This is a genomic window from Kitasatospora sp. NPDC058218 (genome assembly GCF_042882445.1).
GTDB lineage: Bacteria > Actinomycetota > Actinomycetes > Streptomycetales > Streptomycetaceae > Kitasatospora.
This window is the reverse complement of sequence record NZ_JBHVWC010000055.1, coordinates 22,362-49,037: the sequence shown is the minus strand read 5'-3', so window position 1 is coordinate 49,037 and position 26,676 is coordinate 22,362. Positions and strand designations below refer to the sequence as shown.

Genomic DNA, 26,676 nt, shown 5'->3' with positions numbered 1-26,676 from the left:
TCACGCGGGGACGTGCCAGACCTGGTTGGCGGCGCCGTTGCAGTCCCAGATGCCCAGCTGGTTGCCGTTGGCGGTGGAGAAGCCCAGGTCGTCGAGGCAGCGGCCGGACTGCGGGTTGAGGATCGAGCCGTCGGCGCGGACCTGCCACTGCTGGGCACCGGTGCCGTTGCAGCTGTAGAGCTGCGCCTTGGTGCCGTTGGCGGTGCCGGCGCCGGCGACGTCCAGGCACTTGCCGAGGGCGCGGACGGTGCCGTCGGTGGCGATCTTCCACTGCTGGGCGTTGGTGCCGTTGCAGTCCCAGATCTGGACGGGGGTGCGGTCCGCGCTGCTCGCGGCCTTCACGTCCACGCACTTGCTCGCGTACCCGGTGATCTGCCCGACCGGTCCGGCCGGCTCCGGCGGGAGCACCTGGCCGAACCTCACGGTCGGCCCCACCACGGTCTCGTTGACGCTGCAGGGCAGCGTGACGACGCCGTCGCCCTGCGCCATGCCACTGACGATCAGGCGGTTGAAGGGGACGTTGTTGGACCAGTACTGGCAGTTCGTCATGACGTACCAGGTCTGCAGCGGGTCGATGCCGGAACAGTTGCCGATCGCGTTCCAGGCCGAGGCGTAGGCGAAGCATCCCGCGGCGGCGGCCTGCGTGACACCGGCGGCGGGCGCGGCCCGATCGGCGACAGTGACCCGATCGATGGCAGCGGCCCGATCGATGGCAGCAGGCCGAGCTGTGGCGGCGACCGGCGCGGCCTGGGCAGCGGCGGGCGCGGCCAGCGCAGCGGCCCCGGCGAACAGGGCGGCGGCCAGCACGGTGATGGTACGGCGCATCAGGAAGGTCCTTCCGAAGACGACGGTCCGGGTCGATCCGCCGTCCGGCAGCGCATGATGACGCTGCATCAGATGTGCGGGTCAGGTGAAGCCTCCGGGGAGGATGTGAGAGTCGTCAACGGCGAGGGCGGTAATCCGCCAGCGCTTCGTCTACGGACGACCGCATCGAGGTGACCCCCTGCCGGCCCGGCCGACCGGCCGGGAGCAGCACCGCCGGACGGCCCCGGACCGCCCGCGCCATCGGCCCGCCCGTCCGGCGGGTCCGCCGATCCGGCCGGAACGTGAACACCCCGGGAACGCGAACGGCCCGGCTCCCCCGCCGAGGGGGAGCCGGGCCGTTCGTCCGGGAGGACTCAGTCGGCCTTGCGGCGCTGGCGACCGGTGCCGTAGTTGCCGCCGGTCTTGGAGCCGGAGCCGGGCTGCGGGCGGCCGGAGGAGCGGCCGATGAAGCCCGCCGCCTGGCGGCTGCCGCCGCCCTGGCCGCCGCCGGCACCGCCGAGGCGCTGCTTCGGACGCGGGCGGCGCGGGTTGCCGTTCATGTCGACGTCGGTGGGCAGGCCGGAGCGCTTGCCCGGGCGGCGGCGGGGTGCGCCGGCCTTGGCCTCGGCGGCCGGGGCGGCGGCCGAGGCCGGGACGACCACGGCGACGGGCACGCCGCTGGGGGTGCGGGCGCCGGTGATCCGGGTGAGCTCGGCGTCGCCCGGGCGGATCTTCGTCGTGGTCGGGCGGATGCCGGCCACCGTCATCAGCCGGTTGACCTCGCGCCGCTGGTCGGGCAGCACCAGGGTGACGACCGTGCCGGACTCGCCGGCCCGGGCGGTGCGGCCACCGCGGTGCAGGTAGTCCTTGTGGTCGATCGGCGGGTCCACGTTGACGACCAGGTCGAGGCCCTCGATGTGGATGCCTCGGGCGGCGACGTTGGTGGCGATCAGCGCGGTCACCAGGCCGTCGCGGAACTGGTCGAGCACCCGGTTGCGCTGGGGCTGGGACTTGCCGCCGTGCAGGGCCGCCGCCTTCACGCCGTTGGCCAGCAGCTGCTTGGCGAGGCGGTCGGCGCCGTGCTTGGTGTGCACGAACATGATCACGCGCCCCTCGCGGGAGGCGATGTGCGCGGTGGCGGAGGCCTTGTCGGCCGCCTCCAGCTGGAGCACGTGGTGGTCCATGGTGGTCACCGCGCCGGCCGACGGGTCGACCGAGTGGGTCACCGGGTCGGTCAGGAAGCGCTTGACCAGCCGGTCCACGTTGCGGTCCAGGGTGGCGGAGAACAGCATCCGCTGCCCACCCTCGGCGACCTGCTCCAGCAGCTTGGTGACCTGCGGCAGGAAGCCCATGTCGGCCATCTGGTCGGCCTCGTCGAGGACGGTGATGGCCACGTCGTCCAGTCGGACGTCGCCGCGGTTGATCAGGTCGTCCAGCCGGCCCGGGGTGGCGACCAGGACCTCGGCGCCACGGCGGACGGCGTTGGCCTGCCGGGTGATCGACATACCGCCGACGACGGTGGTGATCCGCAGGTTGACGGCGGTGGCGTACGGGGTGAGCGCATCGGTGACCTGCTGGGCCAGCTCACGGGTGGGCACCAGGACGAGGGCCAGCGGGTGCCGGGAGTCGGCGCGCTTGCCGGCCGTGCGGGCCAGCAGCGACAGGCCGAAGGCGAGCGTCTTGCCGGAGCCGGTGCGGCCGCGGCCGAGCACGTCGCGGCCGGCGATGGAGTCCGGCAGGGTGGCGCCCTGGATCGGGAACGGCGCGGTGACGCCCTCGCGGGTCAGCGTGTTGAGGAGGCCCTTGGGCAGCTCCAGCTCGGCGAAGGTCGCCGCCGGGGGCCGGGACGGGGTGCCCTGGACGACGGTGAAGTCGGCGGGCGCCTGGGCGGCGCGCGGGGCGCTGTTGCGCGGGGCACCGCCGCGGGAGGCTCGGGGGGCGCCGCCGTTGCGGGCGCCGCCGCCGGTGCGGGGCTTGCGCGAACGGTCGCCGCCGCGGTCGTTGGTGCGGTCGCCGTCACGGGGTGCGCGGGCAGGGGTGGTCATGGATTCTCCATCCGATGGGAGGCACAGCCCGGTCGGGGCTGGTCGGCCGTCGGGTGGGAATTCGCCGCCCCGGCCGTTCGGCGGCATGCGCGAGGGCCCGCACCGTGCGGTACGGGCCCTCGCTACGCGAGATCGCGAGTCAGCTCGGAAGCTGGACTCAGATGACGCGGATGTTCTCGGCCTGCGGGCCCTTCTGGCCCTGCGTGACGTCGAACTCGACCTTCTGGCCCTCGACGAGCTCACGGAAGCCCTGAGCGCTGATGTTCGAGTAGTGGGCGAACACGTCAGCGCCGCCACCATCCTGCTCGATGAAGCCGAAGCCCTTTTCGCTGTTGAACCACTTCACGGTGCCGGTAGCCATAACCGTCTCCTCAAAAAACTGGGGCATCAGAGCCCACACTTCGTGGACCCCAAGTAGCCGCGATCCCCATCCGGAGACTGAAACACCGGACAAAACAAATGCGCCTGTTGGGTTGAACCAGCAGGCGCACACAAACGTTCATGGGAACCAAAACTGCAACTGAGTCGACTGTAGCACGGCGACACCCCGATTGACCGGGGACTTTTTGCCCGGCACGTCACGTTTGCAGACCCCGGAACGCGGGCACGCGGCGCCCGCCGAAGCGGACGCCGCGTGCTGTGCGGTGCAACGGGGCGGTCAGCGCCGCCCGGCCGGCTCCGGCACGCCGTGCGACCCGGCCAGCGGGGCCGCGCCGGACTGGTGCTCGTCGTCGGCGCCGTGACCGGGCCACCAGGCGGCACGGCCGATCAGCGCGGTGAGCGCCGGGGTGAAGAAGAGCGCCATCACGAAGGCCGCCAGGGCGATGCCGAAGGCCATCGCGAAGCCGAACTCCAGCATGAAGACGTTGCCCGCGAGCATGAAGGTCGCGAAGGAGGCCGCCAGGATGAACCCGGCCGCCGCGACCGTCGGACCACCGTGGCGCAGCGCCTCGCGGGCCGCCTCACGCGGGTTGCGGCCCGCGCGGGCCTCCTCCCGCAGACGGGCGATGATCAGGATGTTGTAGTCCGTACCGATCGCCACCACGAAGAGGTAGATGAGGATCGGCAGCATGAACATCAGACCGGTCTCGCTGCCGATCTTCTGGAAGATCAGCGTGGCGGCACCGAGGGTGGCCGTGAAGCCGAGGCCGACCGAGACCATCAGGTACCACGGGGCGACCACGCTGCGCAGCTGCAGGCCGAGGATGAGCAGGATCAGCAGACCCGCGACCGGGAAGACCAGCTTGTAGTCGTGGGTCATCGCCAGGTTGATGTCCTTGTAGACGGCGGTCAGACCGCCGACCTTCGCCTCCGTGCCGGCCGGCGCCTGGCTGTGCGCGACGTCCCGCAGGTCGGTGAGCGAGTCGATCGCGGCGTTGCTGGACGGCTCGTTGTTGAGCAGGACGGTGAAGTCGGCGGTCACGCCGTCCTCACTGAGCTGGGGCTTCGCCGCGACCGGGGACACCCCGGACACCTTGCTGAGCTTGGCCGCGAAGCTCTCGAACGCGGCCGGGTCGAGCTTGGTGCCCGCGGTGCTGGTCAGGTAGACGTGGCTCGGGTCGGCGGCGCCGGCCGAGAAGCCGTTCATCAGCTTGTCCTGGACGACCATCGACTCCTTGTCCTTGGGCATGGAGCTGCCCGCCAGGTCGAAGGTGCCGTTGTAGCCCAGGGCGCCGGCCGACAGCGCCACCAGCACGCCGCCGGAGGCCAGGGCGACCAGGGCGGGGCGCTTCTCGACCATCCGGCCGAGCGCGGCGAAGCGCGCGTTGCTCGGCTCGTTCTTCCACTTCTTGCCCGGCCAGAACACGCCGCGGGCCGGGATGACCGCGAGCACGGCCGGGGCCAGGGTGAGCGAGGCGAACGCGGTGACGACCACCGCGATGGCCAGGGCCGGGCCGAGGGCCTTGAACATGCCGAGGCTGGAGAGGACCAGCACCGCGAAGGCGACGGTGACGGCACCGGCCGCCGAGGCGATCGCCTCGCCGACCCGGCCGACGGCGTTGGCCACGGCCTCCTTGCGGTCGTCACCGGCCCGCAGCCGCTCGCGGTAGCGGAACGCCAGGAAGAGGAAGTAGTCGGTGCCGACACCGAGCACGACGACGATCAGGATCGCCGACAGCACCGGGGTGCTCTCCAGGTTGAACGCCTTGGTCGCGTACGCGATCACGCCGTTGGCCGTCGGCATGGCGACCATCAGCGAGATCAGGACCGGCAGGATGCCGGCCAGGATGCTGCGGAAGATGATCCCGACGATGAGCGCGACCAGGACGACCGTGGACATCGCGATGAGGGCGTCGGCCGAGCCGGAGGACTCCTTCTGGTCCAGCGCCTGGGCGGCGGCGCCACCGAGCTGGAACTTCAGGTCCGTCCCCGAGGCGAGCGACTTGCCCTCCTCCCGGAGGTGCTTGGCGGCCTCGCCGAAGTCCTCGGACTGCTGCTTCGCCTTGTCGATGGCGATCGGCGCGAGCGCGTACTTGGCGTCCTTGGACGTCGTCTGCTCGCTGACCGGGATGATCTTCTCGACGTCCGCGATCTTCTTGTCCGTAAGACCCTGGACGATCTTGGCCATGGCGGCCTTGTCGGCGTCGTTCATCGCGCCGCCGTCGTTGCGCTCGAAGAGCGCCAGGGCGGAGGGCGTGAAGCTGGCCGGGAACGCCTTCTCCTGGAGCGCCGAGGCCTGGATGGACTCGTAGTGCTTGGGGAGGAAGGAAGCCTCGTCGGTCTGGGCGGTGATCGTCGGCGCACCGGCCACGATCGCGATCATCGCGACAACCCATGCCGCGATCACCCACCAGGCGCGACGGACGACGAAGTGTCCTAGTCGGTGGAACATGCTCGTGATGCCTCCTGGGCATGGTTCACCGCAGCCCTTGGGGGACGGGACGTCGGGCGACGGAGGACCGGCAGGGCATGGCGACGAGGCCCGCCCCTAGCCGGTCGGCAGGTAAGTGAGATGAGGACATCATCCTACGATGAACTTGCTTGCCGCCCGGCAAGCAACCCCCGTAAGCCAACCCCCTCGGGGACGCCGAACAGCGGCCCCGCATCATTTTCACCCGCCGACCGGCCCGTCCACCTCGTACTCCGGGTGGAGACAGCTCCCCCTCAGGGTGGAGTTCGCACCCACCCGGAGGGAGGAGAAGTCAGGGTTCCCCGGTAGGGATAACCCCACCCCCGGCCCCTGGCAGACCCCCGGAACGACTCCCCCGCCAGCCGGATACCTGCTCAACAGCCGCTTCCCTACTGTCGATTGTGACGCCGGACCCGCAGCCGGCGCCCGATTCCGGCGGCCGACTCTCCGGCCCCGCGCTCGCCGGCGACGACCGCCGCTCTCCCAGGGGGAACTCCGTGAAGACCAAACTCGGCATGGCTGCCGCGATGGGCGCCTGGAGCGCCCGACACAGACGGACGGCCATCTTCGGATGGCTGCTGTTCGTCGTCCTCTCCGCGTTCCTCGGCGGACTGCACGGCAGTACGGAGGTCGCCGACTCCGAGGCGATGCCCGGCCAGGTCTCCCGCGCCGCGCGGATCCTCGACGAGGCCGGGCTCAAGGCCCCCGCCAGCGAGACCGTCCTAATCCAGAGCGCTACCGCCACCGCCGACGCCCCGGGCTTTCGCGCCGCCGTCGAGCAGGTGGTCGCCGGGGTGACCGGCACCGGCCGGGCCACCGACGTCCGCTCCCCGTACGACACCGGGGCGGTCTCGGCGGACAGGCACTCCGTCCTCGTCCAACTCGACGTCAAGGGCGGGCGCGAGGAGGCTGTGGCGAACGTCACGGCCGTCCTGGACGCCGTCGCCGCCGTCCAGCGCCAGCACCCGGACCTCACCGTGGCCGAGCTCGGCGACGCCAGCTCCGGCAAGTGGATCAACGAGCAGTTCTCCAACGACTTCACCCGCGCCGAGTGGACGGCCGTCCCGCTCGCGCTGGGCATCCTGCTGGTCGCCTTCGGCGCGCTGGTCGCCGCCGTCCTGCCGGTCGTCCTCGCCGTCACCGCCTTCGTCGCGGCCGGCGGACTGGTCGCGCTCAGCAGCGGCGTCCTGCACACCACCGACAGCGCCAGTTCGGTGATGCTGCTGGTCGGCCTGGCCGTCGGCGTCGACTACTGCCTCTTCTACCTGCGCCGCGAGCGCGAGGAGCGGGCCGCCGGACGGGACTTGGAGACCGCGCTGAAGGTCGCCGCCGCCACCAGCGGCCGGGCCGTCCTGGTCTCCGGGGTCACCGTGGTGGTCGCCATGGCCGGCATGTTCCTCACCGGCATCGCCGAGTTCGAGGCCATGGCCTACGCCACCATCCTGGTCGTCGTCACCGCGGTGCTCGGCTCGCTCACCGTGCTGCCCGCCCTGCTCTCCCTGCTGGGCGACCGCGTCCAGAAGGGCCGCGTCCCGCTGCTCGGCCGACTGCGCCGCCCCGACGCCGCCACCACCGGCGGCCGGTTCTGGAACGCCGTCCTCACCCCGGTGCTGCGCCGCCCGCTGGCCGCCACCCTGCTCGCCGGCGCCGTGCTGCTCGGCCTGGCCGCGCCACTGCTGACCATGCACACCGCCAACCTCACCTTCCGCCAGCAACTGCCCGCGGGCAACGCGCTGGTCGCCGTCTCGCAGAAGATCGAGGCGGCGTTCCCCGGCAGTCCGGCCCCGGCCTCGGTGGTGATCAAGGCCGCCGACATCGACTCCCCGGCGATGACCGCCGCGATCGCCGACCTCCGGGCGAGGGCGCTGGCCGGCGGACGGATGCACGGGCCGGTGAACGTCACCGTGCACCCCGAACAGAACGTCGCCACCGTCGACATCCCGCTCAACGGCAGCGGCAACGACGCCACCAGCATCGCCGCGCTGAAGAGCCTGCGCGAGGAGCTGGTGCCGGCCACCGTGCTCACCGTGCCCGGCACCGAGGCGCCGGTCACCGGGCGGACGGCCGGGTCGCACGACTTCAACGAGCGGATGACCGGCTCGATGCCGCTGGTCTTCGGCTTCGTGGTCGCCTTCGCCTTCCTGCTGATGCTGACCACGTTCCGCTCGCTGGCCGTCGCCGCCACCGCGGTGGTGCTCAACCTGCTCTCGGTCGGCGCCGCGTACGGGGTGCTGACACTGGTCTTCCAGCACGGCGTGGGCGCCTCGCTGCTGGGCACCGCCGGGGTCGGCGCGGTCGAGTCCTGGGTGCCGCTCTTCCTCTTCGTGATCCTCTTCGGCCTCTCGATGGACTACCACGTCTTCGTGGTCTCCCGGATCAAGGAGGGCCACGACCTGGGCCTGCCGACCCGGGACGCCGTCGCGCACGGCATCCGCTCCACCGCCGGGGTGGTCACCAGCGCGGCAGTGATCATGGTCGCGGTGTTCGCGGTCTTCGGCACCCTCTCCATGCAGGCGATGAAGCAGATGGGCGTCGGCCTCGCGGTCGCCGTGCTGATCGACGCGACGCTGATCCGCGCGGTGCTGCTGCCCGCGGTGATGACCCTGCTCGACGAGCGCAACTGGTACCTGCCCAGCTGGCTGCGGTGGCTTCCCGACCTCTCGCACGGCGGGAGCGTCCCGCCGGCCGGCGGCCCGGTCCAGGGTGGCGGTGCCGCCACCGCCCCGGTCGGGTCCGAGCGGTCCCGGCACCGCCGGATCGGGGTCTGACACCCCGGGCACCCCGGACGTTCGCCGGTCCTCCCCCGACCGTCCACCGGCCCTTCCCGACCGGCCACCGTCCGCAGCCGGGCCCCGCATCCCGCGGGGCCCGGCTCGCGTGCGTCATGATGATCACCGTCCTGGCGTCCCCGCGGAACGGAGCAGCCCCCCATGATCCCCTTCGACGAGGGCCGCGCCCGGCTGCTGCTCACCCGGGCCTGCGCGTCCGCCGGCCTGTCCGACCCCGGCGACGCCCGGCTGCTCGCCCTCGGCGAGAACGCCGTCTTCGACCTCGGTGACCCGGCCGTGGTGGCCAAGGTGGGCCGCGGCCCCGAACTGTCCGACCGGGCCGGTCGGGAACTCGCCGTCGCCCACTGGCTGGCCGACCGGGGCATCCCGGTGGTCCGCCCGTACGACGCCGTCCCGCCCGAGCCACAGGTCGTCGACGGACACCCCGTCACCTTCTGGCACCGGCTCGCGCCGGCCGAGCGGCCCGCCCGGCCGGCGGACCTCGCACCGCTGCTGCGCGCCCTGCACCGGCTGCCGCTGCCGCCCTTCCCGCTCGCCCGGCGCGACCTGCTCGCGCCCGTCGAACGCTGGCTGGCCTCCGCCGAGGGGCACGTCGACCCCGCCGACGTCGCCTTCCTCCGGGACCGCCGCAACGGCTTCGCCGCCGCACTGTCCGATCTGCCCGCGCAGCTGCCGGCCGGCGTGATCCACGGCGACGCGCTGCCGCGCAACGTCCACGTCGGGCCGGACGGGCCCGTTCTGCTCGACCTGGAGTACGCCTCGCACGATCTGCGCGAGCACGACCTGGTGGTGCTCGCGCTCAGCCACGACCGGTACGGCGTCCCGGCCGAGGAGTACCGGGCGTTCACCGAGGCGTACGGCTGGGACGTCCGGGAGTGGTCCGGCTTCGCCGTGCTGCGCGGGGCCCGCGAGACGGCGAGCGCCTCCTGGGTGGCGCAGCAGGTGCCGGGCAACCCGGCCGCGCTGGCGGAGTTCCGCCGGCGGGTCGACTCGCTGCGCGAGGGCGCCACCGAGGTCCGCTGGTACCCGTTCTGAGCCTGCCCCGGGACTGCCCCGGGCCCGTTGCGCGTGGCTCCCGGCCGGGTCGGGCGCGCAACCGGGAGCGGCCCGACCGGCGTCCTGCAGGACAGTCGCCCTGACCGAGGATCGGTACCCGCACCAGTACCTCAGGAGCCGCCGCCATGCCGGAGCACGCCCCCTCGCAGCGTCCCTCGTCCTCCACCCGGCACCGCCACCGGCTGCTCGCGGGCTGCGTCGCGGTGGTCGCCTCGCTGGCCCTGGCCGCCTGCGGCACCGCCAACGGCGCGCTCCGGCCCGAACCGAGCACCACCGCGCCGGGCACCATCGGCCCGGTCCCGTCCGCGCCGACGTCCGCGCCGGCCCCTGTGCCGACCACCCCTGCACCGCCGTCCGGGACGTCGTCCTCGTCCACCGCGCCGTCGAACAGCGCTCCCGCCCCCGCCGGACCGAGCGGCACGGGCCCGGCGTCGAAGCCCGCCACCTCTCGGCCGGCCACGCCCAGGCCCACCACGCCCAAGCCGCCGCCGCCTTCCACCGCCCCGGCCACCCGGCCGTCCACGGCGGCACCGGCCCCGCCCGCTCCGCCCACCAGCGGCGTGTCCACCACGGTCGTCCGCTCCACCGCCTCCGGTGGGCGGACGGTGGCGCTCACCTTCGACGACGGGCCGGGCCCCGCCACCGGCGAGGTCCTGGACCTCCTGGCCCGGTACGGCGTCAAGGCGACCTTCTGCCAGATCGGCCGGCAGGCCGCCGCCGAACCCGCCGTGGTCAAGCGGATCCGGGCCGCCGGCCACCGGCTCTGCGACCACAGCGTGACCCACCCGCAGCCGTTCGCCGCGCTCCCGCACGACAAGGCCGCGTACGAGATCTCAACCGCCCGGGACATGATCGTCCAGGCCGGCGGGCCGGGCACCGAGGTGCCCTGGTTCCGTGCACCCGGTGGCGGATTCACCGCCGACAACCAGCGCATCGCCGCCGACCACGGCCTGCGCCCGCTCGGCTGGTCGGTCGACCCGCGCGACTGGTCGCGACCGGGCGTCGCCTCGATCGTCTCCACCGTGCAGAGCCAACTCAAGCCCGGCGGCGTGATCCTGCTGCACGACGGCGGCGGCGACCGCGGCCAGACCGTCGCCGCTCTGAAGCAGCTGCTCCCCTGGCTGGTCGCCCAGGGCTACCGCTTCGACTTCCCCGCACGCTGAACCCGGCCGGCCCGCCCCGGGCGGGCGGCCGCTCAGCGCAGCGGCCAGCGCGGGTCGATGACGGCCTGCGGGTCCTTGGCGCGGCGGAGCCAGGCCTCCAGGCTCTCCGCCCAGGCACGGTGCCAGTCGACCTGGCGGGCGTGCAGCACGGCGAGCGGGACGTCACCGACCTCGGCGCGGTAGCGCTCGGCGAGGGCGACGGCGACCCGGACGGCGGCGAGGGCGTCGCTGCCGGCCTCGTGGGCGTCGGTCAGCTCGACCCCGTACACCTCGCAGACCCGCTGCAGGGTCCGCGAGCCCTTGCGGTACTTGTCGACGGCCCGGTCGATGACCAGGGCGTCGAGGACGGGCGCGACCGGACCGCCGAGGCGCTCGGCCAGCGGGGCCAGGCCGTGGCGGCGCAGCTCGGCATCGAGCAGCGAGAGGTCGAAGGGGGCGTTGAAGGCGACCACCGGGCGGCCGGCGGCGAGCCGCTCGCAGAGCGCGGTGGCTATCTCCTCCACCGCCTCCTTGGCCGGGCGGCCCTTGCTGCGGGCGAGGTCGTCGCCGATGCCGTGGATCGCCGCGGCCTCGGCGGGGATCGGGACACCGGGGTCGAGCAACCAGCCGGTGGCGCTCAGCCGGCGGGCTCCGACGGTGTCCACGAGGGCGGCCGTGACGATGCGGTCCACGGCCGGGTCGGTGCCCGTGGTCTCCAGGTCGAAGCCGACCAGTGGCTGCTGCCACCAGCTCATAGGGGTGTGTCCTTCCGTCCTGCTGGTCGAAACAGCCCCTATCATCGCCCGCCCCACCGACAACGCCGCCGGTGGGGCGGGCGGGCACCGCGCTCAGGCCCCCGCGAGCAGGCTCCGGCCCAGCCGGTCGGCGCTGTCCCGCACACCGGGGAGGACGTAGAAGTAACCGCCCCCGGTGGGGCGCAGGAAGCGGGCCAGCGGCTCGTCGGCGAGGCGGGTCTGGACGGCCTCGAACTGGCGGACCACGTCCTGCCGGTAGCAGCAGAAGGCCAGGCCGAGCTCGGGTTCGCCCAGCTCGTCGAGGCCGCGGTCGTGGGTGAAGGCGCGGCGCAGGATGCGCTCGGCGCGGGTGGCGTCGGTGCGCGGGTTGGCCAGCCGGATGTGGGAGTCGAGGGCGATCACGGCGCCGTCCGGGTCGTGGCCGAAGTCGGGGCGTCGGTCTCGTCGGTGCGGCCGAGCGGGGCGCCGTCGGCCTTGCGGCGGCCGATGATCCGCTCCTGCCGCTGGAGCGCGACCTCGTCCCAGGGGCCGACCAGGGTGCGGATGGCGCGGATCGCCCGGCAGCTGCCGCCGACGGCCCAGGCCGGTTCTCCGCCGCTCTCGCCGACCCGGACCAGCTCGTCCATCTGGCGGGCCGACGCGGTGTCGGGGTTCTCGATGCCGTCCTTGAGACCGAGCGGGTTGCGGGCGGCTCCGGTGGGGCGGGCGCGGTTCTGAGAACTGTCGCATGGTGGCCCCATGCCGTGGGTTCGAATCCCACGCCCTCCGCGCGGAACGGCCCCTGACCAGCGACTCTGGCCAGGAGCCGTCGGCATTTCGGGTGGTCGTGTGGTTCGAGGTCGCGGCCGATCGGCTGGTGACGGGAGACACGCGACTCGCCGTGCTCGTGCACGCCGCGCAGGCATGGGCGGCCCCACTCGTTCGGCACAGTCACGTTCCCCCTGACTCTCGCACTCTCCTACGGCCGCACCCAGCTTCCCGGCACGCCTCCGGAAGTAGCCCTCGGCGAGACCTACAGGGGCTGACGCGTGTGGAGCCCAGCGCCGCCGGGCTTCACATCGAGCTCCTGGATCGCGCCACTCACCAGCTCGGAACTGGGCGTATCCGAGCCCCTGGCCACCCCCAGGTGAGGCCGCCGATCTGCATCGCCACGGCCTCGCCTCAAGCTGTTGACGGCCGGCAGCCCGCTTGCAGTTGAAGCCTGCTGGCGGCGATGCGGCAGTCGCCTACTACTACCGATCAGAAACGGTTCAGACTCTCGTCGGCAGGAGAGGTCTTCACCAAGGTCGCCTGATCCACCTCGATGATCCTGGCAGCCTCTGCTGCTTCCCGGAAGGTGACGACCGCCTCGCCGTTCTCCCGTGCCCATGCAGTGAGCATTCTGATGGGCTCCTCCAGGGTTCGCCCGAGATCGGTCAGGCAGTACTCCACGCGCGGCGGCGCCTCGGCGTACGCGTGCCGCTCGACGAGCCCGTTGGCCTGGAGTCGGCGCAGCGTCTGGGTCAGTACCTTGCGCGAGATGCCACCGCTCAGCTCGACCAACTCGCCGTGGCGCAACGGGCCTTCGGTCAGCGCGAAGAGCATGACCATGGACCACTTGCTGGCGATGATCTCCATGGCCAGGAGAGCGGGGCAGTCGGCGAGGAAGGAAATTCCGGGTCGCAGGCTCATGCTCGAAAGTTACCTGGAGGTACCTATCGGCTGCCTATCGTCATCGGGGTGCGCACTCCCCTCTACTCGCATCTCGCATGATTGAGGTTTCAGCCGTGTTCGTCTCCCTTGCCGTCGTCACCGCGGTCATGTCGGCGCTTCTCCTGATATCGGCCGGGGCCAAGTCTCTGCGGACGCGGCACATCACCGAGCAGATGACCACCCTCGGAGTGCCGCAGAGCATGATGGCTTTCCTGATCGGCGCCCAGGTCGCCGGCGCGGCCGGTGCGATCGTCGGCCTCTGGTGGGGACCCGTCGGAATCGCCGCCGCGATCGGCCTGACGCTCTATTTCACCGGGGCGGTCGCCTTCCACCTGCGCGTCGGCGACCGCAAGGGCGCGTCTCCGGCCGTGGTCCTCACCCTGGCCTCCGTCGCCCTGATCGTGCTGCACGCTGCCACCCCGGCCTAGGGTCCGTCGTCGTGCCCCAGGGTCTCCCGTCGTTCGCCCGGAGGCCCTACGGCACGACGAGCGCGACGGGCGCGGTGTGCGCGGTGTGCGCGGTCAGCCGGCGGGCCTCGGCCCACACCTCGGCGTCGACCTCGCCCTCCGTCCGGTGGATGTACTCCAGGACGCCGTAGTCGTCGTCGAGCTGGGCAAGCGTCTCGGCCGCCTCGGACTCGTGCCCGTACCGGCGGTGGACGGCGTCGGCCAGCTCCCTCGGCGTCAGCTCGCCGGTGAGCAGGCGGCCGGCCAGGGCCACCAGGCCGGCCGCCTCTCCGGAGCGGCTGTCGAGCGGGTGGAAGACCAGCCCGAGCTCCGCCAGCGCGGGCGGCAGGAGGTCGGCGACACAGGCCTCCGCCTCGCCGTAGGTGCAGGCGGCGAGCATCCGCAGGGCCGGCGTGTCGAGGCCTGCGACCAGCGCCTCGCAGGCCGCCTCCACCACCTCGCGGGCCCGCAGCTCGCCGATGCTCCGGAGCAGGGCCCGGTCCTGCAGCCGGACGGCGGCGGGCGAGGTGACGGGCGGGCGGAACAGGTGGACGTCGATCGGGTCCTCCGCCTCCAGGACGAAACCGTGCCGCTCGTAGAGGCGGCGGGCCGGGCTGCCCTGGAGGACGTCGAGGCGGACGGGGTCGCCCGCGGCGTCGGCCTCCGCCAGGGCTCGGCGCAGCACGGCCGAGCCGAGCCCCCGGCCCTGGTGCTGCGGGGCGAGGTAGAAGTGCTCCAGCAGTCGGCCGCCCTGCTCGGCGGGACGGACGGTGACGCTGCCGGCGAAGACGCCGTCGACCAGCACGATCGACGTCCAGCGGGTGGAGAAGGCGTCGCGCAGCCGCCGGCGGACCCGGTCCTCGTCGTAGCGGCCGAGCCGTTCGAGGTCGGGGCGCAGCACCACGGCGCGCAGCTCGGCCACGGGTTCGACATCGGCGGTCTCGGCCGCGCGCACGGTCCAGGCGGGGGTGGTGTTCACCCGGGCAGTCTTCCAGCGGCCCGGACGGTCGGACCAGGCGTTTTCGGCAGGCCGCCCGCCCCGGGCGACACCCGGGCCGGATCGCCCGCCCCGGCCCGCCGGCCGGCCGGCCGCTCAGGAGACCGGCCGGGAGTCCCCCCAGATGCCCTCGAACTCCTCGCGGTAGACCTCCAGCAGCCCGGCGTCGGTGCCGCCCGGCTGCTGGCCCGCGCCGCCGCGCAGCACCAGGGCGGGCGACTCCATGCCGCGGGCCCGGCGCAGGTAGGGCTGGACGACACCGAGGTCGCGGGTCTGCCGGCGGGGCCCGCCGGTCTGGCCGGCCGGGCGCGGGCCCTCGACCAGGTAGGCGGTGAAGCGCGGGGTCTCGTCGAAGACCCGGATCTCGAAGCCGCCCTGGTCGCGCAGCCGGGCCCGGACCCGGCGCACGTGCATGATGTTCATCTCGATCGAGCGGGCCAGTTCGCCGCGCCCGAGGCCCAGTTCGCGCTCGCGGCGGCGGACGGCGCTGCTCGCCGGGTTGAGGAAGAGCAGCCGGACCCGGCAGCCGTCGGTGGCCAGGCGGACCAGGCGCTTGCCGGTGTAGTTCTGGCACAGCATGCCGAGGCCGATGCCGAGCGCGTCCAGCCGCCGGGCGCCGTCCAGCAGGTCCTCCACCGGCAGGTCGCGCTGGAGCCGGACCCGGTCGGCGTGCACCGCGACCACGTCCGCGTACCGGCCGGCCACCAGGGATTCGACGACGTCGGCGGGGACGCCGCCGGTGCCGCCGTCCAGCAGGGCGAGCAGCCGGGCGGCGGCGCGTTCGGTCTGGGCGAGCACGGTCTGGGTGAGGACGCGGTTGCGGGAGACGACGTGCCGGGCGACCTCCAGCTCGTCCAGCGCCAGCTCGATCTCCCGGCGGTCGGCCAGGTACGGCTCGAAGCAGGGCCAGTGCTGGACCATCAGCTCGCGCAGCTGGGGCAGGGTGAGGAAGACCAGCGGGTCGTCGTCGGCCGGGTCGAGCAGGTAGCCCTTGCGGCGGCTGACCTCGCGGACGGCGCCGGCCCGGTGGGCCCATTCCTCGCCGGCCGGGCCGGCCGCGGCCGTCACCCAGTCCTCGCCGTGGGCGGGTGCGTAGATGGGGTAGAGCACCTCGTCGACGAGGGAGCGCAGCCGCTGCTCGACCAGGTTGAGCCAGACGTACGCCCGCCCGGCCAGCCGGACCCGCTGGTAGGCGTCCTCCCACTCGGCGCCGGACCACGCGAGGGCGGGTATCTCGACCGGGCCGCCCTGGGCGGGCACCACGGCCCGGCCGGTCAGGGTGGGGCGCATGACGACCGTCGGAGCCTCGCTGCGGGCGCCGCCCCGGTCGGGGCCGCCGGGCCCACCGCCACGGCCGCCGGCGGGGTACACCATGCGCCACCTCACCTGATTGCTGCCGGAGCCGGTGCGTCTGCCGGATCGCCTGTCGGATCTTCGGTCGGGTTCTGTCGGTTCTTCTGCGGCCGCTGTCGCCGCGCCCCCTGATGGATCGCCACGGCGCGGGGCGGCCGGACGATCAAGGGTACTGCCCGCCGCGAGGAGCCCGCAGCCGGTTGGCCGACGGGGGTGCGCGCGCCCCGGCCGGCCCGTGCGTCCCGGCGGCCCCGGGAGCACCCGCCGGACACCCGTTCGGGCGAACACGCGGCGAATGGCCCCGCTGTCGGGGACGGCGTCGGGGAGTATGCGGACTGTGCCGTGCGTCACGGTGCGCGACCGCCGCACATGCCCGGCCGCGAGGCCGGGAAGAGAGCGTCGGGGTCCGGGCTGATAGTCGGACTACCTGTCAGTTTCCCTTCTATACAAGGAAGTTGAGGACTCATGCAGGTCTGGCCAGGGAAGCCCTACCCCCTCGGTGCCACCTTCGACGGGGCCGGCACCAACTTCGCGGTGTTCTCCGAGAGCGCCGACCGGATCGAGCTCTGCCTGCTCGACGAGGACGGGTCGGAGACGGCCGTCGAGCTGCGCGAGACGGACGCCTTCGTCCGGCACGCCTACCTCCCCGGGGTCCAGCCCGGCCAACGGTACGGCTTCCGCGTCCACGGACCGTACAACCCGGGGCTCGGCCAGCGGCACAACAGCGCCAAACTGCTGCTGGACCCGTACGCCAAGGCGATGAGCGGGAACATCGACTGGGACGAATCGGTCTACGGCTACCACTTCGGTGCCCCCGAGCGCCGCAACGACCTGGACTCCGCCCCGCACACCATGCACTCGGTGGTCGTCAATCCGTACTTCGACTGGGGCACCGACCGGCCGCCGCGCACCGACTACCACCGCACGGTGGTCTACGAGGCCCATGTGAAGGGCCTCACCAGGCTCCACCCGGGCATCCCCGAGGAGATCCGCGGCACCTACGCGGGCCTGGCCCACCCCGCGGTGATCGAGCACCTGGCCAAGCTCGGCGTCACCGCGATCGAGCTGATGCCGGTACACCAGTTCGTCCGCGACCACCGGCTGCGCGACCTCGGCCTGTCCAACTACTGGGGCTACAACACCGTCGGCTTCTTCGCCCCGCACTCCTCCTACTCCTCCACCGGGGACAGAGGCCAGCAGGTGCAGGAGTTCAAGTCGATGGTGAAGGCGCTGCACGCGGCCGGCATCGAGGTGATCCTGGACGTCGTCTACAACCACACCGCCGAGGGCAACCACCTCGGCCCCACCCTCTCGCTGCGCGGCCTGGACAACGTCTCCTACTACCGGCTCGCCCAGGACCAGCGGTTCTACGAGGACACCACCGGCACCGGCAACAGCCTGCTGATGCGCAGCCCGCACGTCCTCCAGCTGATCATGGACTCGCTGCGCTACTGGGTCACCGAGATGCACGTCGACGGCTTCCGCTTCGACCTCGCCGCCACGCTGGCCCGCCAGTTCCACGAGGTGGACCGGCTCTCCTCGTTCTTCGACCTCGTCCAGCAGGACCCGGTGGTCTCCCAGGCCAAGCTGATCGCCGAGCCCTGGGACCTCGGCGAGGGCGGCTACCAGGTGGGCAACTTCCCGCCGCTGTGGACGGAGTGGAACGGCATGTACCGGGACACCGTGCGCGACCTGTGGCGCGGCGAGAACGCCACGCTCGCCGAGTTCGGCTCCCGGCTCACCGGCTCCTCCGACCTCTACCAGGACGACGGCCGCCGCCCGATCGCCTCGATCAACTTCGTCACCTGCCACGACGGCTTCACCCTGCGCGACCTGGTCTCCTACAACGACAAGCACAACGCGGCCAACGGCGAGGACAACCGGGACGGCGAGTCCTTCAACCGCTCCTGGAACTGCGGAGCCGAGGGCCCCACCACCGACCCGGCCGTCGAGGAGCTGCGCGCCCGCCAGCAGCGCAACCTGATCGCCACCCTGATGCTCTCCCAGGGCGTGCCGATGCTCTCGCACGGCGACGAGCTCGGCCGCACCCAGCAGGGCAACAACAACGCCTACTGCCAGGACAACGAGCTCGCCTGGGTGCACTGGCCCGAGGGGGACGGGCCCGAGGCCCGGCTGCTGGAGTTCACCCAGGGCATGATCTGGCTCCGCCGCGACCACCCCGTGTTCCGCCGGCGCCGCTTCTTCCACGGCCGCCCGGTCTCCGGCCGCCCCGCCGCCAGCAGCTACGAGGACCTCACCGACATCGCCTGGTTCACCCCCGGCGGGGAGGAGATGACCAAGCGCAACTGGGGTGCCAGCTACGCCAAGTCGCTCACCGTCTTCCTCAACGGCTACGCCATCTCGGAGCCGGACCGGCGCGGTGGGCGGATCGTCGACGACTCCTTCCTGCTGATGTTCAACGCCCACTTCGAGCCGCTGGAGTTCACCGTCCCGGCCGACCACGGGCAGGAGTGGCAGGTCGTGGTCGACACCGCCCAGCCCCGGCTGCCCGCCCCGGGCTCCGGGGCCCGGGTCAAGGCCGGGGACGCCCTCTGGCTCACCGACCGCTCGCTGATGGTGCTCCAGCGGCCGGCCTAGGGAGTGCCGTCGAGTCCCCATCCTCCGACCGGCCCCGGCGCGCCACACCCGGCGCGTTCACCTGTTCGGATCAGCAACGGGTCTTGGCCGCGGGCTCGCACGGGTACTCATGGAGACATGACCTACGCCGCCGAGCCCGCGCAGCCCCGCCCGGCCGCAGTACCGTCCGCCACCTACCGCCTCCAGCTCCAGCCCGGCTTCACCCTGGGCGACGCCACCGCCGCCGTGCCCTACCTGGCCGCCCTCGGCGTCTCGCACCTGCACCTCTCCCCGCTGCTGGAGGCCGCCCCCGGCTCCACCCACGGCTACGACACCGTCGACCACGGCCGGATCAGCGCCCAGCTCGGCGGCGAGCAGGCGCTGCGCGCGCTGGCCGCCGAGGCCCACCGGCACGGCCTGCGGCTGATCGCCGACGTGGTGCCCAACCACATGGCCGTCCCCGTCCCCGAGCGGCTGAACCGGCCGCTCTGGCACGTCCTGCGGGACGGCCCCGACTCGCCGTACGCGCCCTGGTTCGACATCGACTGGGCCGCCCAGCCGGGGCCGCCGGACGCCCCCGGACGCGGCCGGGTGCTGCTCCCGCTGCTCGGCGACCGGCTCGGGGCCGTCCTCGGCGACCTCGTCGTCGACGGCGAGGAGCTCCGCTACCACGACCACGCCCTCCCGCTGCGGCCCGGCACCGCCGGCCTCCCCCTGCCGGAGCTGCTCGTCCGGCAGTGGTACCGGCTCGCCTGGTGGCGGCTGGCCCGCACCGAGCTGAACTACCGGCGGTTCTTCACCGTCAACGAGCTGATCGCCGTCCGGGTCGAAGTCCCCGAGGTGTTCGACGCGACCCACGGTGTGCTGCTGCGGCTGCACCGCGAGGGCGTCCTGGACGGGTTCCGGATCGACCACCCGGACGGCCTGGCCGACCCGCGCGGCTACCTGCGCCGGCTCGCCGAGGCCACCGGCGGCGCGTACACGGTGGTGGAGAAGATCCTCACCGGCGAGGAGCGCCTCCCCGAGGACTGGCCGTGCGCCGGCACCACCGGGTACGACGCGCTGCTGCGCATCGACGGCGTGCTCACCGACCACGCCGGCGCCGGCCGGCTGGCGGGCGCCTACGAGCACGCGGTCGACGGGGCAGGGCCCGGCGGCCCCGCCGGCGAGCCGTGCGCCGACCCGCACCCGGCCGTCGCCGCCGCCCGGCGCGGGCGGGCCGAGATGACCGGTCCGCACGGCGAGCTGGCCGCCGAGGTCGAGCGGCTGGTCCGGCTCGCCGTACGGATCGGCGCCGCCGAGCCCGCGCACGCCGACCACGCGCCCTGGCAGCTGCGGGACGCCCTGCAACGGCTGCTCAGCGGCTACCCGGCGTACCGCCCGTACGTGCGGCCCGGCGAGCCCGCCCCGGCGGTCTCCGAGGAGCAGGTCCGCGCCGCGCTCGACGGCTCCGAGGACGCCACCGGGCGGCTGGTCGCCGACCTCGCCCTCGGCCGGCTCGGCAGCGGCCCCGAGAAGGACGAGTTCTGCGTCCGCTTCGCGCAGACCGCCGCCGCCGTGGCCGCCAAGGGCGTCGAGGACACCGCCTTCTACCGGTGGAACGCGCTGCTCGCCCTGAACGAGGTCGGCGGCGAGCCGGCCCGGCCGGGGCTCGCGCCCGCCGCGTTCCACGACTGGTGCCGGTACGTGGAGGCGCACTGGCCGGCCACCATGACCGTGCTCTCCACCCACGACACCAAGCGCAGCGCCGACGCCCGCGCCCGCCTCGCCGTGCTGGCCGAACAGCCGGACGGCTGGGCCGCCGAGGCCGCCGCCTGGTCCACCGCCGCCGGCCCCGGGGGCGACCCGAACAGTGACTGGCTGCTCTGGCAGACGCTGGTCGCGGCCTGGCCGATCACCCCGGAGCGGCTCGTCCCCGCCCTGCTCAAGGCCGCGCGCGAGGCCAAGCGGCAGACCTCCTGGACGGCCCCCGACGCCCGCTTCGAGCAGGCCCTCGCCGACCGCGCCCGGGCCGTCCACGGCAACCCGGGGCTGCTCCCCCGGATCGAGGGCTACGTGCACGCCCTGGCGCCGTACGCCCGGGCCAACACCCTCTCCGCCGCGCTGCTGCACCTGACGGTGCCCGGCGTACCGGACCTCTACCAGGGCAGCGAGGAGCCGCTGTACACCCTGGTCGACCCGGACAACCGGGGCGTGGTGGACCTCGGCGCGCTCGCCGTCCGGCTGACCGACTCGGCCGCCCCCCGGCCGGGCGACCTCGCCCGGGAGAAGCTGCACCTGACCAGGACGGCGCTGCACCTGCGCCGCCGCCGGCCCCCGGGCGCCTACCGGCCGCTGGACGCCCGGGGCCGCGGCGCCGACCACCTGCTCGCCTTCGCGCGCGGCGGCGACATGATCACGGCGGTCACCCGGCTGCCGTACGGGCTCGCCCGGGCGGGCGGCTGGCAGGACACCGACCTGGACCTGCCGGCCGGCGGCGGGGCCTGGACGGACGAACTGACCGGGCGCCGGTTCGCCGCCGGCCCGGTGGCGGTGGCGGAGCTGCTGGCGACGCACCCGGTGGCGCTGCTGACCAGGGAGGGCGGGGCGTGACGACGCACGAGGTCCGAACCTACGAGGTGTGGGCCCCGGCCGCCGCGACGCGGGTCGAGGTGGAGGTCGACGGCGCGCGGCACCCGCTGGCCCGGGACGGCCGGCGGGACGGCTGGTGGCACGGCGAGGCGCCGGCCGGGGACTACGCGTTCCGGCTGGACGGCGGCCGCCCGCTGCCGGATCCGCGCTCGCCCCGGCAGCCGCACGGGCCGGACGGGCCCAGCCGGCCCGTCGACCACGGCGCGTTCCGCTGGTCGCAGACCGGCTGGCGCGGCCGCCCGCTGCCCGGCGCCGTCCTGTACGAGCTGCACATCGGCACCTTCACCGCCGCCGGAACCTTCGAGGCAGCCGCCGAACACCTGGACCACCTGGTCGAGTTGGGCGTCGACTTCGTCGAGCTGCTGCCGGTCTGCCCGTTCCCCGGCCGGCACGGCTGGGGCTACGACGGAGTCTCGCTCTGGGCCGTGCACGAGCCCTACGGCGGCCCGGACGGCCTGAAGCGCTTCGTGGACGCCGCGCACCGCAAGGGCCTCGGCGTCGTCCTCGACGTGGTGCACAACCACCTCGGCCCGGCCGGCAACTACCTGCCCGCGTTCGGCCCGTACTTCACCGACCGGCACCACACGCCGTGGGGCTCGGCGGTCAACCTGGACGCCCCCGGCTCGGACGAGGTGCGCCGCTACCTGATCGGCAGCGCGCTGGCCTGGCTGCGCGACTACCGGATCGACGGCTTGCGACTGGACGCCGTGCACGCCCTCGCGGACGACCGCGCCGTCCACTTCCTGGAGGAACTCTCCCGCGCGGTCGACGAGTTGGCGATCGCCACCAACCGGCCGCTGTTCCTGGTCGCCGAGTCCGACCTCAACTCCCCCCGCACCACCACCCCGCGCGAGGCCGGCGGCCAGGGCCTCACCGCCCAGTGGAGCGACGACTTCCACCACGCGCTGCACACCGCGCTCACCGGCGAATCCCAGGGCTACTACGGCGACTTCGCCCGAACGCCGCTGGCCGCCGTGGCCAAGGCGCTCACCCGGGGCTTCTTCCACGACGGCAGCTGGTCGTCGTTCCGGGGCCGCGGCCACGGCCGCCCCTTCCCGCCCGCCCACGGCCACCGGCTGCTCGGCTACCTGCAGACCCACGACCAGATCGGCAACCGGGCACTGGGCGACCGGCTCTCCCCCGGCCTCGCCCCCGGCAGGCTCGCCTGCGGGGCCGCGCTGGTGCTGGCCTCGCCGTTCACCCCGATGCTGTTCATGGGCGAGGAGTGGGGCGCGGCAACCCCCTGGCAGTACTTCACCGACCACACCGACCCGAACCTCGCCGAGGCCGTCCGCCAGGGCCGGCGGCGGGAGTTCGCCGAGCACGGCTGGCGGGCGGACGCGGTACCGGACCCCCAGGAGCCGGCCACCGTGCTGCGCTCCGTCCTCGACTGGACCGAGCCGCGGCGCGCCCCGCACGCCGAACTGCTCGCCTGGTACCGGACGTTGATCCGACTGCGACGCACCCGGCCGGAGCTCACCGACCCGGACCTCGCGGCCGTCCGGGTCGAGTACGACGAGGCGGCCCGGTGGCTGGTGCTGCACCGGGGCGCCCACCGGGTGGCCGTCAACCTGGGCGACCGGGCCGCCGAACTGCCGCTCGGGGCTGCGGGACGGGAGGTGGTGGCGTCCTTCGGGGAGTGCTCGCTCGACGGTGCGGTGGTGCGGCTGGGACCGGACTCCGTCGCGATCGTCCAGCTGTGACCTGCGGCAGGACCCGCCGGGCGGGCCGGCGGAGGGCCGGCCGGCGGAGCACTCGGGCGGGTCACCAGAGGAAGGTGCCGATCCGCTCCCGCAGCGTGGCCGCGTCGAGGCCGTAGGCGGCCAGGTGCTCCGCGATCGAGCCGTAGTGCCGGTGCTCCTCGCGCGGCACGCCGAGGGCGAGCACCCGGTGCGGCCGGTCCGCCAACGCCGCGTGCGCCTCGCCGGCGGACGTCCCGGCCAGGTAGGGCTCGACCAGCACCACGTCCGCGCGCCCGCGGACGGCCTCCCGGAGCCCGGCCACGTCGAACGGCCGCACGGTGGCCGCGTACAGCACGGACACGTCCAGGCCCTCGGTGGCCGCCAGCACGGCGTCCAGCATCGGGCCGACCGCGAGCACCACGCCCTTCGCTCCCCGGCGCACGACGGTGAAGCGGCCCGCCTCGACGGGCACCGCCGCGGCGTTCCGGTGCTCCGACAGGCGCACGTACACGTTGCGGTCGCCGTCGGCCACCGCGTGCCGCAGCAGCTGCTCCGCCTCGTCCGGGTGGCCCGGCACGTGAACCGTCCAGCCCGGCAGGGTGTCCAGCAGCGCGACGTCGCCCGGCGACATGTGGGTACGGCCGCCGGCGGGCCAGTCGTAGGAGCCGGCGGCGCTCACCAGGACCGCGCCGACACCCTGGTGGACGAGGTCCAACTTGACCTGCTCGAAGGGCCGTTCGATCAGGAAGCTGGCGAAGGTGTGGGCGATCGGCCGCATCCCGGCGAGGGCGAGGCCGCCGGCCGCGCCGATCAGCAGCTGCTCGCGGATGCCCACGTTGACGACCCGGTCGGGGTGGCGCTCGGCCGCGGGGGCGAAGCCGGCGGCGCTGATGTCGGCCAGCACGACGGCCAGCCGGGGGTCGTCGTCGAGCAGCCGGGTGGTCACGTCGAGGAAGCGCTCGCGCATGGTGTCCATGGGTGGTGAAGTCCCTTACTGGTAGGAGGTCATGACGGTGGTCGGGGCGGGCACGGCGCTCAGTGCCCCTTGGGCTCCACCCGGGCGACCACCACCCGCGGGCGCCCCGGGTGCTCGGCGGTGAACGCCGCGTACAGCGCCTCGTGATCGCGCCCGTCCACGGTCGCGACCGACCAGCCCTCGGCGGCGAAGCGCGCCGCGATGCCGCCCCGCCACCCGTGCGTGGCCGAGGAGTTGTCGATGACGACGGCGTGCAGCCGGTCCAGCCCGTACGCGCCGGCGAAGGCCACCGCCTCGTGGTTCGACCCCTCGTCGAACTCCGCGTCCCCGATCAGGACCCAGACCGCCGGGTCGGTGAGCCCCCGGGCCCGCAGCCCGAGCGCGGAGCCGACCGCCAGCGGCAGGCCGTGCCCGAGCGAGCCGGAGCTGATCTCCACTCCGGGGACGAGCGTGCGGTCCGGGTGGTGGCCGAGCGGCGAGTCGTAGGCGCCGAAGCTCGGCAGGAGCTCCGGGTCGATGAATCCCTTGGCCGCCAGCACCGCGTAGTACGCCATCGGGCCGTGGCCCTTGGAGAGCAGGAAGCGGTCGCGCTCCAGGTCGTCCGCGGTGCCCGGGGTGACGCGCAGGACGCGGTCGTACAGCACCCAGAGGACGTCCAGCGTGGAGGTGGCGGCGGGGCCGTGCTTCTCGGCGCCGGTCATCAGGCCCATCAGGCCCGTGAGCTCCTCGAAGGCGGTGGCGGTGCGGGTGTTCGTCGTCATGCCCACGATGCTGCAACTTGAAGTCGACTTGAAGTCAAGCCGCTACAGTGTGCGCCATGACCGCTCCCGCATCCGCCCGCGGCGAGGCCCCCGGCGCCTCCTCCGGACCGAGCCGGCACGACCTGCTCACCATCGGCCAGCTCTCCGAGCGCAGCGGCCTCGCCACCTCCGCACTGCGCTACTACGAGAAGCTCGACCTGATCCACGCCACCCGCACCGCCGGCGGCCAGCGCCGCTACACCCGCGCCACGCTGCGCAGGGTCGCCTTCATCCGCGCCGCCCAGCGCGTCGGCCTCTCCCTCGACGAGGCCAAGGTCGCCCTGGACCGCCTCCCCGAGCACCGCGCCCCCACCGGCGCCGAGTGGGACGGCGTCGCCCTGTCCTGGCAGAGCCGGATCGACCAGCAGATCGCCGAACTGGAGCGGCTCAAGGCCAAGCTCACCGGCTGCATCGGCTGCGGCTGCCTCTCGCTCTCCCGCTGCGCCCTCTACAACGCCGCCGACCGCGCCGCCGCCGCCGGCCCCGGCGCCCGCTACCTGCTCACCCGCGACCCGGCCACCGGCCCCGAGCCGGCCCCCGGCGAACCGCGGGCCGCCGGCCACTGACCGCTCCGGAGGCGCCGCCGGGGCGGGCCCTCAGCGTGCGAGCAGGCGGTCGAGGTCGGCGCGGCGCGGCACCGCGCCGCGGGCACCGGGCCCGGTGACGGCGAAGGCCCCGGCGGCGACGGCGGTGGCGGCCGCCCGGACGAAGGGGGCGCCGAGGGCGAGTTCGGCGGCGAGCGCGCCGCAGAAGACGTCGCCGGCGCCGGTGGTGTCGACGACGGTCACCGACGGGGCCACCAGGTGCTCGGTGCGCCCGCCCCCGGCCACCAGCGCGCCGTCACCACCGAGGGTGACCACCGCGGCCTCCCCGAGCGCGGCCAGTGCCAGGGCCGCCCCGACCGGATCGCCGACGCCGGTGAGCTGCCGGGCCTCGACGGCGTTGGCGACGAGCAGCGCGCGGTGTTCGGCGGCCCCGGCCGGGAGCGTCCCGGCCGGGGCGGCGTTGTGGACCCACCGGACGCCGGCCACCGCCCCGGCGGCCCGGGCCGCCGCGTCGAGGCACGGGGGCGGGACTTCGCCGCTGGTCAGCACCACGTCACCGGCGCGCAGCCGCAGGGCCGCCAGGGCGTCGGCGACCTCGTCGGCCGAGAGCAGGGCGTTCGCGCCCGGCAGGACGAGGATGCTGTTCTCCCCGCCGGGATCGACCATGACGATCGCCTGTCCGGTCCCGGCCGATCCGTCGGTGCGCACCGTGTCGGTACCGACCGCGCGGGTGCGCAGCTCGGCCAGCGCCCGGCGGCCGGCGTCGTCCGCGCCGACCCTGGCGACCAGGTGGGTGGCCGCCCCCAGGCCGGCGGCGGCGACGGCCTGGTTGGCCCCCTTGCCCCCGAACCCCTCGGCGGCGGAGGTCACCAGCACCGTCTCGCCGGGCGCGGGCAGGACGGGACAGCGCAGGATCCGGTCGGCGTTCACCGATCCGACGGCCACGACACGGCCGGGAGAGGGAGTGCTCATCCCTCCTGTCTAGACGGTCGGGCACCGGATCGCCATGCCCCGGCGCCACCGGAGGGCTCGGCCGACGCCCTTGCGCCGGCTCCTACCATGATCACCATGACCTCGACCGACGCCCGGCCCGGCCGGCTCGCCCCGGCCGCGCGCGCCGCGATCGCGCTCGCCGCCCTCTGGGCGACGAGCGCGCTCTGCTGGGGCGCCTTCGCCCTGACGTACGGCCCCACCACAGAGGAGGCCGCCGGCAGCGACAGCGACGATCTCATCGGATACACCTTCGCGAGAGTGCTCGCCGGCGCCCTCGTGGTCGCCGGAGGCGTCCTGGCGACGCTCTGGCTGGCCGCCTTCCTGCGGATCCGCAGCGGCCTGAACGGCGACGGCCACGCCTGGGCCGCCGCCGTGCTGTCCGTCCTGAGCGTCGTGCTCTGGCTTCCGATGATCCTCGGCGCATCGCTGCCCTGGGACTCGGTGTTCGTGCTCTTCCTCGGCGCGGCGGTCGCCGGAGGCCTCCGCGCCGCCGGAAAGGCCGACGACCACCGCTGAGGCGGCCCCCGGAATGCCCGGCGTCC

22 protein-coding genes are annotated in these 26,676 nt (G+C 74.0%); 9 read left to right on the top strand and 13 right to left on the bottom strand.

The features are described 5' to 3' along the window. From ACFVYI_RS30295 to ACFVYI_RS30280, 4 genes are all read right to left on the bottom strand, one after another. On the bottom strand, nt 1–825 hold the full coding sequence (locus tag ACFVYI_RS30295) for a ricin-type beta-trefoil lectin domain protein (RefSeq protein WP_387891515.1): 825 nt from the start codon (nt 823–825) through the stop codon (nt 1–3). Between the two features lie 353 nt (nt 826–1,178). Further along, entirely contained in the window at nt 1,179–2,849 is a 1,671-nt protein-coding gene (locus ACFVYI_RS30290; protein ID WP_387891514.1) for a DEAD/DEAH box helicase, read from the bottom strand. Nucleotides 2,850–3,006: 157 nt separating this feature from the next. Next, nucleotides 3,007–3,210 carry a cold-shock protein gene (locus tag ACFVYI_RS30285; RefSeq protein ID WP_329487154.1) on the bottom strand — a complete coding sequence of 68 codons (204 nt, stop codon included), beginning with the start codon at nt 3,208–3,210 and terminating at the stop codon, nt 3,007–3,009. A 297-nt stretch (nt 3,211–3,507) separates the two neighbouring features. Continuing rightward, the gene (locus tag ACFVYI_RS30280) at nt 3,508–5,682 is read right to left on the bottom strand and encodes an MMPL family transporter (RefSeq protein WP_387891512.1); all 2,175 of its coding nucleotides are present in this window, start codon (nt 5,680–5,682) and stop codon (nt 3,508–3,510) included. A gap of 545 nt (nt 5,683–6,227) precedes the next feature. Between ACFVYI_RS30280 and ACFVYI_RS30275 the strand changes: the two genes are divergently transcribed. From ACFVYI_RS30275 to ACFVYI_RS30265, 3 genes are all read left to right on the top strand, one after another. Next, nucleotides 6,228–8,468 (top strand): MMPL family transporter, encoded by a 2,241-nt coding sequence (locus tag ACFVYI_RS30275; RefSeq protein WP_387891552.1) that lies wholly within the window; start codon nt 6,228–6,230, stop codon nt 8,466–8,468. A gap of 162 nt (nt 8,469–8,630) precedes the next feature. Beyond that, complete coding sequence (locus ACFVYI_RS30270) at nt 8,631–9,524, top strand: phosphotransferase enzyme family protein (RefSeq protein ID WP_387891510.1); 894 nt, start codon at nt 8,631–8,633, stop codon at nt 9,522–9,524. Nucleotides 9,525–9,670: 146 nt separating this feature from the next. After that, nucleotides 9,671–10,708 carry a polysaccharide deacetylase family protein gene (locus ACFVYI_RS30265; protein WP_387891508.1) on the top strand — a complete coding sequence of 346 codons (1,038 nt, stop codon included), beginning with the start codon at nt 9,671–9,673 and terminating at the stop codon, nt 10,706–10,708. A gap of 32 nt (nt 10,709–10,740) precedes the next feature. Here ACFVYI_RS30265 and ACFVYI_RS30260 read toward each other — a convergent pair whose 3' ends face one another. The 4 genes from ACFVYI_RS30260 to ACFVYI_RS30245 all read right to left on the bottom strand — a co-directional run bounded on the left by ACFVYI_RS30260 (nt 10,741) and on the right by ACFVYI_RS30245 (nt 13,113). Beyond that, complete coding sequence (locus ACFVYI_RS30260; RefSeq protein WP_387891506.1) at nt 10,741–11,442, bottom strand: exonuclease domain-containing protein; 702 nt, start codon at nt 11,440–11,442, stop codon at nt 10,741–10,743. A 93-nt stretch (nt 11,443–11,535) separates the two neighbouring features. Beyond that, nucleotides 11,536–11,844, bottom strand: a complete 309-nt coding sequence (locus ACFVYI_RS30255; protein ID WP_387891504.1) for a hypothetical protein — start codon at nt 11,842–11,844, stop codon at nt 11,536–11,538. Beyond that, on the bottom strand, nt 11,841–12,182 hold the full coding sequence (locus tag ACFVYI_RS30250; RefSeq protein ID WP_387891502.1) for a hypothetical protein: 342 nt from the start codon (nt 12,180–12,182) through the stop codon (nt 11,841–11,843). The genes ACFVYI_RS30255 and ACFVYI_RS30250 overlap by 4 nt, the downstream gene beginning before the upstream one ends. A 499-nt stretch (nt 12,183–12,681) precedes the next feature. Beyond that, nucleotides 12,682–13,113, bottom strand: coding sequence for a winged helix-turn-helix transcriptional regulator (locus tag ACFVYI_RS30245; protein ID WP_387891501.1), 432 nt, complete (start codon nt 13,111–13,113; stop codon nt 12,682–12,684). A 95-nt stretch (nt 13,114–13,208) separates the two neighbouring features. Between ACFVYI_RS30245 and ACFVYI_RS30240 the strand changes: the two genes are divergently transcribed. Next, a complete protein-coding gene (locus ACFVYI_RS30240) occupies nt 13,209–13,562 on the top strand; it encodes a DoxX family protein (protein ID WP_387891499.1) in 354 nt (117 codons plus the stop codon). Nucleotides 13,563–13,608: 46 nt separating this feature from the next. On the opposite strand, the gene ACFVYI_RS30235 is transcribed toward ACFVYI_RS30240, so the two are convergent. Next, nucleotides 13,609–14,559 (bottom strand): GNAT family N-acetyltransferase, encoded by a 951-nt coding sequence (locus tag ACFVYI_RS30235; protein WP_387891497.1) that lies wholly within the window; start codon nt 14,557–14,559, stop codon nt 13,609–13,611. 114 nt (nt 14,560–14,673) lie between these two features. Continuing rightward, on the bottom strand, nt 14,674–15,951 hold the full coding sequence (locus ACFVYI_RS30230) for an SAV2148 family HEPN domain-containing protein (RefSeq protein WP_387891495.1): 1,278 nt from the start codon (nt 15,949–15,951) through the stop codon (nt 14,674–14,676). A gap of 444 nt (nt 15,952–16,395) precedes the next feature. Here ACFVYI_RS30230 and glgX point away from each other — a divergent pair, with 444 nt between their 5' ends. The 3 genes from glgX (at nt 16,396) to treZ (ending at nt 22,841) form a co-directional block, all read left to right on the top strand. After that, entirely contained in the window at nt 16,396–18,528 is a 2,133-nt protein-coding gene (gene glgX, locus ACFVYI_RS30225) for a glycogen debranching protein GlgX (RefSeq protein WP_387891493.1), read from the top strand. 117 nt (nt 18,529–18,645) lie between these two features. Continuing rightward, on the top strand, nt 18,646–21,099 hold the full coding sequence (gene treY / locus ACFVYI_RS30220; RefSeq protein WP_387891492.1) for a malto-oligosyltrehalose synthase: 2,454 nt from the start codon (nt 18,646–18,648) through the stop codon (nt 21,097–21,099). Then, complete coding sequence (gene treZ, locus ACFVYI_RS30215; protein ID WP_387891491.1) at nt 21,096–22,841, top strand: malto-oligosyltrehalose trehalohydrolase; 1,746 nt, start codon at nt 21,096–21,098, stop codon at nt 22,839–22,841. The genes treY and treZ overlap by 4 nt, the downstream gene beginning before the upstream one ends. A gap of 61 nt (nt 22,842–22,902) precedes the next feature. Here the strand turns inward: treZ and ACFVYI_RS30210 are convergent, their stop codons facing one another. Together ACFVYI_RS30210 and ACFVYI_RS30205 are read right to left on the bottom strand one after the other, a co-directional pair. Further along, complete coding sequence (locus ACFVYI_RS30210) at nt 22,903–23,796, bottom strand: transketolase family protein (RefSeq protein WP_387891490.1); 894 nt, start codon at nt 23,794–23,796, stop codon at nt 22,903–22,905. Nucleotides 23,797–23,855: 59 nt separating this feature from the next. Further along, nucleotides 23,856–24,557, bottom strand: coding sequence for a transketolase (locus ACFVYI_RS30205; RefSeq protein WP_387891489.1), 702 nt, complete (start codon nt 24,555–24,557; stop codon nt 23,856–23,858). 56 nt (nt 24,558–24,613) lie between these two features. Between ACFVYI_RS30205 and soxR the strand changes: the two genes are divergently transcribed. Further along, nucleotides 24,614–25,162 carry a redox-sensitive transcriptional activator SoxR gene (soxR, locus tag ACFVYI_RS30200; RefSeq protein WP_387891488.1) on the top strand — a complete coding sequence of 183 codons (549 nt, stop codon included), beginning with the start codon at nt 24,614–24,616 and terminating at the stop codon, nt 25,160–25,162. A gap of 30 nt (nt 25,163–25,192) precedes the next feature. On the opposite strand, the gene ACFVYI_RS30195 is transcribed toward soxR, so the two are convergent. Beyond that, the gene (locus ACFVYI_RS30195) at nt 25,193–26,113 is read right to left on the bottom strand and encodes a PfkB family carbohydrate kinase (RefSeq protein WP_387891486.1); all 921 of its coding nucleotides are present in this window, start codon (nt 26,111–26,113) and stop codon (nt 25,193–25,195) included. Between the two features lie 96 nt (nt 26,114–26,209). Between ACFVYI_RS30195 and ACFVYI_RS30190 the strand changes: the two genes are divergently transcribed. Continuing rightward, the gene (locus ACFVYI_RS30190) at nt 26,210–26,650 is read left to right on the top strand and encodes a hypothetical protein (protein WP_387891484.1); all 441 of its coding nucleotides are present in this window, start codon (nt 26,210–26,212) and stop codon (nt 26,648–26,650) included. The last annotated feature ends 26 nt before the right edge of the window (nt 26,651–26,676 follow it).